The organism is Zobellella taiwanensis (genome assembly GCF_003012795.1).
GTDB classification, from domain to species: Bacteria; Pseudomonadota; Gammaproteobacteria; order Enterobacterales; family Aeromonadaceae; genus Oceanimonas; species Oceanimonas taiwanensis.
On sequence record NZ_PXYH01000008.1, the window covers coordinates 69,921 to 82,661 of the forward strand.

Sequence of the window (12,741 nt, forward strand, 5' to 3'; positions counted from 1 at the left end):
CCGGCTCAGCCCACCGCTGCCAACTCGTCCAGCGGCCAACGCGGCCGGGCCTTGATCGCCAGCGGCTCGAACTCGCCGGCCTTGAGCCGCTGCAGGCCGGCAAAGGCAATCATGGCGCCGTTATCGGTGCAGTATTCGTTGCGCGGGTAGAACACCTCTCCGCCAAGCCCCGTCATCAGCGTCGCCAGCTGGCTGCGCAGCGACAGGTTGGCGCTGACGCCGCCGGCCACCACCAGGCGCTGGAGCCCGGTCTGTTGCAGCGCCCGCTTGCATTTAATGGCCAGGGTGTCCACCACCGCCTGCTGGAAAGCATGGGCGATGTCGGCCCGGGTTTGTTCGTCATTGCCTTCGGCGGCAATGGTGGTGGCGGTGGCGGTCTTCAGCCCGGAAAAGCTGAAATCCAGGCCAGGCCTGTCGGTCATCGGCCGGGGAAAGTGGAAACGTCCGGCCACCCCCTGCTCGGCCAGCCTGGCCAGGCGGGGTCCGCCGGGATAGTCGAGTCCCATCAGCTTGGCGGTCTTGTCGAAGGCCTCGCCGGCGGCGTCGTCGATGGACTCGCCGAGGATCTCATAACGGCCAATGCCGTCCACCCGCACCAGCAGGGTATGGCCGCCGGACACCAGCAGGGCAATAAAGGGAAAGGCGGGCACCCGTTCTTCCAGCATGGGCGCCAGCAGATGGCCTTCCATATGGTGTACCGCCACCGCCGGCTTGCCCCAGGCAAAGGCCAGGCTGCGGCCAATGGCGGCACCCACCAGCAGGGCCCCCATCAGCCCCGGCCCGGCGGTGTAGGCCACACCGTCAATCTCGTCCTTGCCGCAGCCGGCCTCGTCCAGCGCAGCCTTGATCAGCGGTATGGTCTTGCGAACATGATCCCGGCTGGCCAGTTCCGGCACCACGCCGCCATAGTCGGCGTGCAGCTTGACCTGGCTGTAGAGCTGATGGGACAGAATGCCGAGTTGGTCGTCGTAAATGGCGATGCCGGTTTCATCGCAGGAAGTCTCGATACCTAGTACGCGCATGGGCTTAATAACACTGTCGGAAAGGGACCGACTATGTTACCCTGCCCGCGATTTTTTAACCAGCGAAGGGCTGCCGGCCTTTACAGCCAGGGGCGCTTCAGAGTAGAATTTCGCACCATTTTTACAGTCATGCTGGCCGGTGACAGGCCAGTCAACCGAGGTGAGAGGCACATGCCAGTAATTAAAGTACGTGAAAACGAGCCCTTCGACGTAGCCCTGCGTCGCTTCAAGCGTTCCTGCGAAAAAGCCGGTATCCTGTCCGAAGTGCGTCGCCGCGAGCACTACGAAAAGCCGACTACCGAGCGCAAGCGCGCCAAGGCTGCCGCTGTTAAGCGTCACGCCAAGAAGCTGGCTCGCGAAAACGCACGTCGTACCCGTCTGTACTAAGTCGTCATTGATCTCATGTCCTTGAAAGACCAGCTGTCGGAACAGCAGAAAAATGCCATGCGCGCCAAAGACAAGGCTCGCCTGGGCACCCTGCGCATGCTGATGGCCGAGATCAAGCAAAAAGAGATAGACAGCCGCGAAACGCTGGACGACGACGGCATCATTGCTGTGATCACCAAAATGGTGAAGCAGCGCAAGGATGCCGCCGGCCAGTTCGAGCAGGCTGGTCGCCAGGATCTGGCCGACAACGAGCGCCGGGAAATCACTGTGCTGCAGGAATTCCTGCCGCAGCCCCTGACCCAAGACGAACTGGATGCCTTGCTGATCCGGGCCATCGCCGATACCGGTGCCACCGGCATGCAGGACATGGGCAAGGTCATGGCGGTGCTCAAGCCGCAGATCCAGGGACGTGCAGACATGGGCAAGGTCAGCGCCATCATTAAAGCCAAACTGGCTTAACTGCCGACGCTAACCTGCCAACGGGCCGTGCTTCTTTCGATGCACGGCTTTGTTTTTTCGCATCCCGGTGAACCATGGCAGGCAGAATACCTCAATCCTTTATCGATGATTTGTTGGCCCGCACCGACATCGTCGACCTGATCGAACAGCGGGTAAAACTCAAAAAAGCCGGCAAAAACTACCAGGCCTGCTGCCCCTTTCACAACGAAAAAAGCCCCTCCTTCACCGTCAGTCCCGACAAACAGTTCTACCACTGCTTCGGCTGCGGCGCCCACGGTACCGCGCTGGGTTTTTTGATGGAATACGACGGCCTGGAATTCCTCGACGCCATCGACGAACTCGCCGCCCTGCACGGCCTGAGCGTACCCCGGGAACACAGCGGCGGAGCCTCGCCCCAACAGCAGGCGGCGGCCAAGGCGGTGCGTCAGGATCTCTATAGCCAGCTCAACGAAATCAGCCGTTTCTACCAGACCCAGCTCAAGCAGTCCCAGGCTGCCATCGCCTATTTGAAAGGACGCGGCCTGAGTGGCGAGGTGGTCAAGCGTTTTGGCATTGGCTATGTGCCGGATCAATGGGACAGCGTCAAACGCCAGTTCGCCCGCGGCCGGGAGGCCGAGCAGCAGTTGATCGAAGGCGGCATGCTGCTGCAGAACGACAAGGGCAGGATCTATGATCGCTTCCGCGATCGCATCATGTTCCCGATCCGCGATCGCCGGGGGCGTACCATCGGCTTCGGCGGACGGGTTCTGGGCGACGGTACCCCCAAATATCTGAACTCGCCGGAAACCCCGGTGTTCCACAAGGGCCGCGAGCTTTACGGCCTGTACGAAGTACGTCAGGCCCACCGCAACCCGGCGCGCATCCTGGTGGTGGAAGGCTACATGGACGTAGTGGCCCTGGCCCAGTTCGGCATTGATTACGCGGTAGCGAGCCTCGGCACTTCCACCACCTCGGATCAGTTACAGCTACTCTATCGCACCACCCGCGAGGTGATCTGCTGCTACGACGGCGATCGCGCCGGGCGCGAAGCCGCCTGGCGGGCCCTGGACAATGCCCTGCCGCTGATGCAGGACGGACGCAGCCTGAAATTCGTGTTCCTGCCCGACGGCGAAGACCCGGACAGCCTGGTACGTACCCAGGGCCAGCAGGCCTTTGAGCGGCTGCTGGACAACGCCCAGGACTTTGGCGACTTCCTGTTTGAACGCCTGGCGCAAGACAGCATGAGCGGCGACGCCGGCCAGCACGAGCTGGCCCACAAGGCGGCCGAGGCCATCACACGGGTACCGGAGGGCTTTACCCGGGAAGGCCTGATCACCCGCTTGTCGCGCCAGCTTAACTGGGGCGAGAACGAACGCCGGGTAAAGGAATTGTTTCAGCGGCTGCAAACGGCCCCTGCCACGGCCGGTCCGCCCGCACAGCGCGCCACCAAAAAGATAAAGCTGACCCCTCTTCGCCGGGCCATAGCCCTTGTGCTACAATATCCGGCTGCCGCGGCCAGGCTGCCGGCCATGCCGGAATTGCAGGAGCTCACCTTGCCGGGAATGGATCTGCTGCTGGCACTGCTGCGTCAGGTACAGCAACACCCCGGACTCAGTACCGCCCAACTGCTCGAACACTGGCGGGGGCATCCGTCCGAGCAGGCGCTCTCGCGCCTCGCCATGATCGACGAACTGCTGGCAGGCGATCATATCGAGCAGGAATTACAGGATATCTTCGTGGTGCTGATCAATGAATTCCTGGCCAGGCGCATCGAGCTGCTGCAACAGAAAAGCCGCAGCCCGCAAGGATTGACCCCGGCAGAAAAACAGGAACTGCTGCTGCTGCTAACGGAAAGCAAGGGCGGCATGGCCTGAGCCATTGAAAAACGGGCATAGCGCCCCAAGATTACAAGACAGGCCCGGATACGGGTAAAAGATGAAACCATTAAAAGCGGCAGCACGCTCACCGTCAAGAGGCGAGGTGTGTTGGCGAGCACAGACCGGATAGCGACCCTGGTCAAATTTTGTTATAATCGGCTACTTGCGCGCCATAAAAGAGTGCCTAATGCCTACACCCTCTTGCAACATCTAACCGGACGAGTTCTATGGAGCAAACCCCGCAGTCACAGCTTAAGCTTCTCGTTGCCAAAGGTAAAGAACAGGGTTACCTGACTTACGCCGAGGTGAACGATCATCTACCCCAGGATATTGTCGATTCCGATCAGATCGAAGACATCATCCAGATGATCAACGACATGGGCATTCAGGTGGTGGAAAGCGCCCCCGATGCCGATGATCTCATGATGTCGGAAACCACCGCCGACGAAGACGCCGCCGAAGCCGCCGCCCAGGCGCTGGCCTCCGTTGAATCGGAAATCGGCCGCACCACGGATCCGGTGCGCATGTATATGCGCGAAATGGGCACGGTAGAGCTGCTGACCCGCGAAGGCGAAATCGACATCGCCAAACGTATCGAAGACGGCATCAACCAGGTGCAAAGCTCGGTGGCCGAATACCCCGAAGCCATCACCTCCCTGCTTGACCAGTTCGACCGCTTTGAAGCGGGCGACATCAAGCTGAGCGACATCATCTCCGGCTTCGTCGACCTGGAAGAGGCCGACGACCTCGCTCCCACCGCCACCCATATCGGCTCGGAATTGAGCGAAAAAGATCTGGATGACGAAGACGACGAGGACGAGGAAGAAGACGAGGACGACGACTCCGACGGCGACAACGGCCCGGATCCGGAAGTTGCCCGCGAAAAGTTCGGCGATTTGCGCATTCAGTACGAAAAAACCCGTACCACTATCCAGCAGCACGGCCGCACTTCCGACCAGGCCGCCGAGCAGATTACCGCCTTGGCCGACGTCTTCCGTCAGTTCCGCTTGGTGCCCAAGCAGTTCGACCGCCTGGTCAACAGCATGCGCGACATGATGGAGCGGGTGCGGGTGCAGGAACGCATCATCATGAAGCTGTGCGTCGAGCAGTGCAAAATGCCCAAAAAGACCTTCGTGCAGGCCTTTGCCCACCACGAAAGCGAGCAGGAGTGGTTCGACAAGCAACTGGCCGCCGGCAAAGCCTGGTCGTCCAAGCTGGCGGAGGTGTCGGAAGACGTACTGCGCGCCATCGGCAAGCTCAAGACGGTGGAAGAGGAAACCGGCCTCACCATTTCCCAGATCAAGGACATCAACCGCCGCATGAGCATCGGCGAGGCCAAGGCCCGCCGCGCCAAAAAGGAGATGGTGGAAGCCAACCTGCGCCTGGTGATCTCCATCGCCAAAAAGTACACCAACCGTGGCCTGCAGTTCCTGGACCTGATCCAGGAGGGCAACATCGGCCTGATGAAGGCGGTAGACAAGTTCGAATACCGTCGCGGCTACAAATTCTCGACCTACGCCACCTGGTGGATCCGCCAGGCCATCACCCGCTCCATTGCGGATCAGGCCCGCACCATCCGCATCCCGGTGCACATGATCGAGACCATCAACAAACTCAACCGGATTTCCCGCCAGATGCTGCAGGAAATGGGCCGCGAGCCCACCCCGGAAGAGCTGGCCCACCGCATGGCCATGCCGGAAGACAAGATCCGCAAGGTGCTGAAGATCGCCAAGGAGCCCATCTCGATGGAAACCCCCATCGGCGATGACGAAGATTCGCACCTGGGTGATTTTATCGAGGACACCACCCTGTCCCTGCCGGCCGACTCCGCCACCAGCGAAAGCCTGCGCGCCGCCACCCGCGACGTGCTGGCCGGGCTGACCGCGCGGGAGGCCAAGGTGCTGCGCATGCGCTTTGGTATCGACATGAACACCGACCACACCCTTGAGGAAGTGGGCAAGCAGTTCGACGTTACCCGTGAGCGTATCCGCCAGATTGAAGCCAAGGCCCTGCGCAAACTGCGCCATCCCAGCCGCTCCGAAGTGCTGCGCAGCTTCCTCGACGAGTAAGCACCACCGCACTACAAGGTTCAAAGGGCGCTCCGGCGCCCTTTTTCTTTGCCTGACTCGCTGTACCAACCGCTTAAAAATCAAGCGCCTAAGCGCCGCCACGGCTAGACAGGCCCCCGCCCCTTCCCCTATAATCAGCCCACTTTTGGCCCCTTAGCTCAGTTGGTTAGAGCACACGACTCATAATCGTTAGGTCCCCAGTTCAAGTCTGGGAGGGGCCACCATACACAGCAAGGGTTAGCAGGTTAACAGCCGCTAACCCTTTTTTGTTGCCTGCGGTATTGGGTCAAGTAATGGGTCAAGTAAGCGGGGTGCTTATCGGCTCCCCCACCCCATTAGAAAAAATCATCTGCGGTACGCCTTCAACACACACAGCAGCCTCATTCAAAGCCACGCCAACAGATAGTGCTTCCCAACATCACACTCACTACCCCCTCACCGGTCTTATTGAGAAAACGCCGCATTTAGCCGACTTCCACCTTACGAACAGCCTGTTAGCCTGACTTCATCATCAACACGACGGGAGTCATCATGCGAAAAGAACAGGAACATCTGATTGGTATCAAGGAGATGTGCGGGCTGATTGGCAGGGATCGCCGGACGCTGTGGGCCTGGGTGAGAAGCGGGAAATTTCCCGCACCGCTCAGGATCAACGGCCGCACCATCGGCTGGCGGGCATCTTCGTACCGCACCTGGCTGGAAAATGCCCGCTAACAAAAAGACACCGTCGGGGTCGGACGGTGTCTTGTCACTCTGTCCGCATCGGATATTGGCATTCCAACCCGTGCTGCTTAGACTCATAGACTCACGATATGAGAGGATCCCGAATGAACCGCTATGACGCCACCGGGCATGAAGCCGAAGAGCAACCAGGTGCTGAGCGAACTCTCTGCTCATGTGTTGCCAAAACTCTGGGACACACTGACCTTTGCCGACATTCAGCGCTGGCATCATCAGTGGCTGGGACACTTGTATCAGTGGGCAGGCCAGCTACGCACGGTGAACATGAGCAAGGGAGGTTGCTTGGTCAACATCATCAAAAGGCATCCAGTCACACATTTCAGCGGGCGCTCTTTCCCCTGCCAAGAAGTGATACCAGGCGATTGTTTTCATGCGTTCACTTTCATGCCTGGCTGGCCTTCCACGGGAGCGATTCGACTTTTCTTTCTTTTGCGTGATATTCGGCATTTCCGCGCCTGTATTCATGATCATGCCTTCCTTCTAATGGTGGTTACCGAAGCCCTGCGAACATTGAACTTGTTGGGCGTATTCACAAGGAGCCAACCGATGACCACCGAAGAACAACTGCTTGACCGTTATGGACCGTTACTGTCACTGACAGAACTTTCAGAGTTACTTAAGCGTAGTCCAGATGGTCTTCGCATAGCGTTGCGAAGTCAAACCGAGTTTGCGCAGAAATGGAACGCTGCGAAACGCAAAGTAGGCCGGCGCGTTTATTTCCGTGCAAGTGATGTTGCCGAACTCATCGACGAGGCATGAGGGCAATGATGTGGATGATACCGTCATTGTTCGCCGCAAAGTCCGGTCGAATTTCACCACGCTACCCAATGAGCTTATTCGGGACCCCAATCTGTCCTGGAAAGCGCTGGGAATCCTGGTGTTCGTACTGTCACTGCCGGACAACTTCCGGCTACGCCTGTCCCACCTATCCAAGCAGAAAAAGTCGGGGCGAGACGCGACGCGAACAGGGCTCCAGGAGCTGCAACAAGCAGGCTATCTGCGAATCAAGCGAGAGCGTGGAGAACGAGGCAAGTTCAGCCACACGACCTGGCTCGTGTCAGACCAACCCGAGTACCGGAATCATGATTCACCACGTTCGGATTTTCCAACTACGGTAAATCCAACTACGGATAATCCGCATTCGGAAAACCCGACGCTAATAAATACTAAGGGTAAAAAGAACTGATGTTAGTAAAGACTCAGATCAATAAAACGGCTTGCGCCGTGACGTGAACGCCAGGAGAAAGTGATGACCCTGCATTCGAAACACGTGATGAAGATAAACCAGGCTCGCTTTACCTGCTTCTAAATGAAACACCCTTCGATATGTCGCACTCACCTGGCGTTGAAACTAAACCAACAATTGCGCGCATGCGGGACATCTCAAAATCAACAGAAAATAAAGATCGCTGCAAGATCGCTGTTACCTCGCTGTCGAATCGCTGTTGCAGTGCTGTTGAACGCAACTACACCGCTGTTTTATCGCTTATTCGCATGAGGCAACTGGAGTTGCGATCCAGCCGCAATGAAATAGCGATGAATTGCCTGGCGTGTATGTGAAAGATTGGATGCTGAGCACAGGGCAGGATGTGTGAAGTTAGCTAACCGTCAAGCCGGTTATCCATCTTCACTGGATCTTATTCACACCCAAGGGTGTTCAACGCTCATCCTGCTCTGCGAGGCATCGGCTGCCGCCGAAAGGGTTAAAGAGAGACAGGCAATGATGAAAGAGACGAGCCGCAAACGCCGACACCATCTTCGGGTTCCGGTACTGCCTGAAGAGAAAATCCATATCGAACAGCAGGCCAAGCAGGCCGGAATGAGTGTTGCCCGTTATTTGCGGGAGGTTGGTCAGGGCTACCAAATCAAGGGCGTCACGGATTACCAGCGGGTGCGAGAGCTTGCCCGCATAAATGGTGACCTCGGTCGTCTGGGAGGGCTGCTCAAGCTGTGGCTAACCGACGATGTGAGAACCGCAGCTTTCGGTCCGGAAACGATCCACCGCCTTCTGGCAAGGATCGAGGCCACCCAGGACCAGATGACCCTGGTAATGAGGACCATTGTTCGACCTCAGGCTGATCAGTGATTTTAGCCGCTAAAAATCGACACCGTGATTCAAACAAAAACGGCCGGGCTTCGGTGTCGCTCTGGTCAATTACCGAATAGCTCCGTGGCGCGGCTACTCGATGACGCTAGCCACTTTCAGCAAAGGTTATCGACCATGAGAACTCGCAAAATTTTAGCGGCTAAAACCGCGTTTCTGATCTCGCTCGCCATCGGCGGCGGCTCGCTACCGGCTCAGGCCGGGATTCCAGTCATTGACGGTGGCAACCTGACGCAAAACGTCATGACCGCCATCGAGTCGGTGGCACAAACGCTCAAGCAGATCGAGCAGTATCAAACCCAGCTCCAGCAGTACGAAAACCAGCTACAGAACACCATAGCCCCGGCCGCGTATATCTGGGACCAGGCTACCCGCACGATGGACAACCTGCGTTCGGCAATGAACACCCTGGATTACTACCAGACCCAGCTCGGCAGCCTGGATGCGTATCTCGGCAAGTTCCAGGACGTGGCCTTCTACCGTGGTTCGCCGTGCTTTAACGCCACTGGCGGTTGCACAGATGCCGAATGGGCAGCCATGAACGAGAATCGCCGTCTGGCGAGCGAAAGCCAGAAGCGCGCCAATGATGACCTGTTCCATACCCTGAAACAGCAGCAGGATGCGCTGCAAGCAGATGCCCGCACACTGGAACGGCTCCAGCACAGCGCACAGGGTGCGGATGGACAAATGCAGGCCCTAGGCTATGCCAACCAGCTTGCCAGCCAGCAGGCTAACCAGCTCTTGCAGATGCGTGCCATGTTGCTTGCGCAGCACCAGGTCATTGCAACACGGATGCAAGCCGAGGCCGACCTCGATGCCAAGCAACAGGCTGCCCATGCCGCTTCCACCGAATCGCGGATAGCGCCGACCAACAGTCCCAAGAACTGGCTCGAACTGGCCCGCTGACAAGGAGAAGCACCCATGAACAAATTCACTATTCCGATGCTGGCAGGCTTCCTTCTCGCCATCACTGGCTGCGACAACACCCCACCCGCCCCGACCATGCCGGAGGTCAACGATGCCAACTGCCAGATGGGAGAGATCATGAAGATCCAGGACAAGGCAACTCGGGAGACATTTGCCGGGTTGTGCTCGCGCCGGCCGGCAGGCGGTGGCATTGCCCCCACAGAACAGCCACTTAACTGGCTGGAGTTGACCGAGCCGCAAGATCGGGAGGGCAACCGATGAAGACCAAGACTAGAACAATCCTGAGCGGCGGGGTCCTGTTGCTGCATTCGAGCCTCGCCAGTGCAAACCTGACCAACCAGGGGATTCTCGACCAGGTAGTAACCGATTACGCCACCCGAGCAGCCAGTTGGCAGCACGTCATTATCGATGCTGCATCGTGGCTGTTCTGGACGCTGGTGGTGATCTCGATGGTCTGGACGTTCGGGATGATGGCCCTGCGCAAAGCCGACATTGGCGAGTTCTTCGCGGAGCTGGTCCGTTTCATCATCTTCACTGGCTTCTTCTGGTGGCTGCTGGTCAATGGGCCGGCGTTTGCCAACTCGATCATCCAATCATTGGCCAGAATCGGTGAGCAGGCGGCCGGCGTATCCTCTGTCACGCCGTCCGGCATCGTCGATGTGGGCTTTATGATCTGGAAGCAGGCCATCAATAACCTGTCGGCCTGGTCGCCCGTCGATAGTCTGGTGGGCGCTGTATTGAGTGCCGCAATCATGCTGCTTCTGGCCCTGGTCGCCATCAACATGCTGCTGATGCTGATCGCAGCCTGGCTACTGGCCTATGCCGGCATCTTCTTCCTGGGCTTCGGCGGATCGCGTTGGACCTCAGACATGGCGATCAATTACTACAAGACCGTCCTTGGTGTGGCCGTGCAGATCATGACCATGGTGCTGCTGGTCGGCATTGGTAACGACATGCTGTCTACGTTCTACGCCAGGATGAACCAGAACGTGCTCAACTTCGAAGAGCTGGGCGTCATGCTGGTGTTCTGCATGGCGTTGCTGTTGCTGGTTAAACCGGGTGCCGCCAATGGTAGGCGGGATCATCACAGGTTCCGGCATCGGGTCTGCCGGCGGCATCGGCAACTTCGGGGCCGGAGCAGCGGTCGGTGCTTTTATGGGGGCGGCTGGAATGGCAGCGGGCGCAGCAAGCATGGCAGGTTCTGCGGTCATGGGTGGTGCTGCAAACCTGGCGGGCGGCGGTTCAGCCATCAAGGCAGCGTTCGACAAGGCACAAGCCTCGATGTCGAGCGGGAGCGACATGCCCAGTATGGGAGGAATATCGAACAGTAGTGCTGGCGGCCATGGTACCAACGCTGGCCGTGACGGCAGCGCCGTCAGCAGCCCGTTCGCGCAGGCAGCAGGGTTTGGTGGCAATTCGGAGAGCGGCGCAAAGCGGGCCGTTAGCCTGGCGGCCGGCACGGCGGGCAACCTGGCCAAGGGCATCGGCGCTGCGGCCGCTGAGAAGATCAAAGACCGCGTTGCGGATACAGCAGGCGGTCGCCTGGCGTCATCGCTACGGGCAAGCACCCCGTCGTTCGAAGGTAACAGCCTGGCTGGCACGGCCGAGCATACCGGCCACAACAAGAGTGAGTCCTAACCCACCATCCACCAACATCGCCCCGGCATAATCCTGATCACTATGATCGCCACACTGAACTGGCATGTGTGTAATGGACGCATGCTGGGGCGTGCCATATACTTCCTGAAACCATCATGGCCCCGATTCCAGCATGAGTCTCAGGAATGTCCAACGAACAGCTTGACGACCTTACCCAGCCGCAGCGCGACCGCCTTGCCTTTGTAGAGCTGCGGGTGCGCTTCATTGGGGATATCCGCCGCCAGGATCTGGTATCACGCTTCGGCATCCAGTCGGCCGCAGCCACGCGAGATCTGGCGGTTTACAAGGAACTGGCGCCTGGCAATATCGACTACGACACCAAAGCCAAGCACTACGTCCTCGGCGAGCACTTCAAATCGGTTTTCGACTTCCAGCCCGAGCGGGTCCTGGCCTGGTTGACCCAGGGGTTTGGCGATGGCGAACCATCCCGGCTGAGAGCATGGGTAGCCAGTGAGATTCCATCCAGACTCACGCATCCAGATCTGGACGTACTGGCCGCCGTCACCCGGGCCATTCACCAGGAGCGGCCGCTGGCCATCGAATATCACTCCATCTCCAGCGGCCGCACCCAGCGCGAAATCGTGCCCTTTGCCCTGATCGACAACGGGCTGCGCTGGCACGTCCGCGCCTTTGATCGCAAAACCCAGGAATTCAGGGATTTTGTGATTACACGGATAAAGCGCCCCGCGGCCCCACTGGATGCCAGCGTGCAAGCCCACGAGCGCAGTGACCAGGATATCCAGTGGACCCGCATCGTCGAGCTGGAACTGGTTCCGCATCCAGCACAGCCGCGCCCTGAGATCACCAAAATGGATTACGGCATGGATGACGGCAGCCTGCGCATGAAACTGCGGGCTGCCACGGCGGGCTACATCCTGCGCAAATGGAGCGTTGATTGCTCCCCGGATCACAGCCTGCGGGGGCCTGAGTATCGCCTGTGGTTGAAAGACCACCTGGCCATTTATGGCGTCAAGAGCGCTTTGCTCGCACCCGGCTACTGCTCGTCAGAGCAGCAGCAAGCGGCCGAACTGGACTGAGGCCGCCATCATGTTGGAGCAGCTCGCACAACGAATTAACGAAGTAGGCGCCTTGCAAACCAAGCTGGTCCTGCTGATTGGCCGCCCTGGCAGCGGCAAGAGTGCCTTAATCGGTGCATTAGCAAAGCAGCACGGCCTCCGTGTGATGAATGTAGGTGCTGCCTTAGGTCGCCAGTTGGCCGCGATGTCTCAGCGGCAGCGAGCACTCCAGGCAAATGTGGTTCTGCGGGATCTGGCTGATGAACATGCCGAGGGCGACCTGCTGTTGCTCGACAATCTCGAGCTGCTGTTCGACCGCTCGCTCAAGCTGGACCCGCTGGACCTGCTCAAGCGCCACGCCCATGGCCGCCGCGTAGTCGCGGTGTGGCCTGGTGAGCTGCGCGAAGGCCGGCTCGTCTATGCCGAGATGGGGCATCCGGAATATCAGGACTACGGCCTGGATGGCCTGGTTCCATTTGAAATTGAATCGTTGGGGTAAAG

14 protein-coding genes, 1 tRNA gene and 1 pseudogene are annotated in these 12,741 nt (G+C 58.9%); 15 read left to right on the forward strand and 1 reads right to left on the reverse strand.

All coding sequences use genetic code 11. The features are described 5' to 3' along the window. Positions 1-5: 5 nt before the first annotated feature. Positions 6-1,022 (reverse strand): tRNA (adenosine(37)-N6)-threonylcarbamoyltransferase complex transferase subunit TsaD, encoded by a 1,017-nt coding sequence (tsaD, locus tag C7I36_RS07550; RefSeq protein ID WP_106453113.1) that lies wholly within the window; start codon positions 1,020-1,022, stop codon positions 6-8. A gap of 171 nt (positions 1,023-1,193) precedes the next feature. Here tsaD and rpsU point away from each other — a divergent pair, with 171 nt between their 5' ends. From rpsU to brxF, 15 genes and pseudogenes are all read left to right on the forward strand, one after another. Further along, complete coding sequence (gene rpsU / locus C7I36_RS07555) at positions 1,194-1,409, forward strand: 30S ribosomal protein S21 (protein ID WP_014293599.1); 216 nt, start codon at positions 1,194-1,196, stop codon at positions 1,407-1,409. 15 nt (positions 1,410-1,424) lie between these two features. Next, positions 1,425-1,868, forward strand: coding sequence for a GatB/YqeY domain-containing protein (locus C7I36_RS07560; protein ID WP_106453114.1), 444 nt, complete (start codon positions 1,425-1,427; stop codon positions 1,866-1,868). A gap of 74 nt (positions 1,869-1,942) precedes the next feature. Further along, a complete protein-coding gene (gene dnaG / locus C7I36_RS07565) occupies positions 1,943-3,721 on the forward strand; it encodes a DNA primase (RefSeq protein WP_106453115.1) in 1,779 nt (592 codons plus the stop codon). 224 nt (positions 3,722-3,945) lie between these two features. Beyond that, a pseudogene (rpoD, locus tag C7I36_RS07570) lies at positions 3,946-5,793 on the forward strand (RNA polymerase sigma factor RpoD); the annotation flags it as partial. A gap of 147 nt (positions 5,794-5,940) precedes the next feature. After that, positions 5,941-6,017: transfer RNA gene (locus tag C7I36_RS07575), tRNA-Ile, on the forward strand. Positions 6,018-6,324: 307 nt separating this feature from the next. After that, a complete protein-coding gene (locus tag C7I36_RS07580; protein WP_106453117.1) occupies positions 6,325-6,507 on the forward strand; it encodes a helix-turn-helix transcriptional regulator in 183 nt (60 codons plus the stop codon). Positions 6,508-6,630: 123 nt separating this feature from the next. Continuing rightward, the gene (locus tag C7I36_RS17745; RefSeq protein ID WP_245880066.1) at positions 6,631-7,293 is read left to right on the forward strand and encodes a hypothetical protein; all 663 of its coding nucleotides are present in this window, start codon (positions 6,631-6,633) and stop codon (positions 7,291-7,293) included. Positions 7,294-7,303: 10 nt separating this feature from the next. Beyond that, complete coding sequence (locus C7I36_RS17250) at positions 7,304-7,720, forward strand: hypothetical protein (protein ID WP_146137317.1); 417 nt, start codon at positions 7,304-7,306, stop codon at positions 7,718-7,720. Positions 7,721-8,125: 405 nt separating this feature from the next. Continuing rightward, complete coding sequence (gene traJ / locus C7I36_RS07590; RefSeq protein WP_425445039.1) at positions 8,126-8,620, forward strand: conjugal transfer transcriptional regulator TraJ; 495 nt, start codon at positions 8,126-8,128, stop codon at positions 8,618-8,620. 135 nt (positions 8,621-8,755) lie between these two features. Next, a complete protein-coding gene (gene trbJ / locus C7I36_RS07595) occupies positions 8,756-9,544 on the forward strand; it encodes a P-type conjugative transfer protein TrbJ (RefSeq protein WP_106453118.1) in 789 nt (262 codons plus the stop codon). A 15-nt stretch (positions 9,545-9,559) separates the two neighbouring features. After that, a complete protein-coding gene (gene trbK, locus C7I36_RS07600) occupies positions 9,560-9,826 on the forward strand; it encodes an entry exclusion lipoprotein TrbK (RefSeq protein ID WP_106453119.1) in 267 nt (88 codons plus the stop codon). Next, the gene (gene trbL / locus C7I36_RS07605) at positions 9,823-10,896 is read left to right on the forward strand and encodes a P-type conjugative transfer protein TrbL (protein WP_245880067.1); all 1,074 of its coding nucleotides are present in this window, start codon (positions 9,823-9,825) and stop codon (positions 10,894-10,896) included. Before trbK ends, trbL begins: the two co-directional genes overlap by 4 nt. Further along, a complete protein-coding gene (locus C7I36_RS17750; RefSeq protein WP_245880068.1) occupies positions 10,865-11,203 on the forward strand; it encodes a TrbL/VirB6 family protein in 339 nt (112 codons plus the stop codon). Before trbL ends, C7I36_RS17750 begins: the two co-directional genes overlap by 32 nt. Positions 11,204-11,349: 146 nt before the next feature. Further along, positions 11,350-12,261, forward strand: a complete 912-nt coding sequence (locus tag C7I36_RS07610) for a helix-turn-helix transcriptional regulator (protein ID WP_106453120.1) — start codon at positions 11,350-11,352, stop codon at positions 12,259-12,261. Positions 12,262-12,271: 10 nt separating this feature from the next. Beyond that, on the forward strand, positions 12,272-12,739 hold the full coding sequence (brxF, locus tag C7I36_RS07615; RefSeq protein WP_106453121.1) for a BREX-3 system P-loop-containing protein BrxF: 468 nt from the start codon (positions 12,272-12,274) through the stop codon (positions 12,737-12,739). Positions 12,740-12,741: the final 2 nt, after the last annotated feature.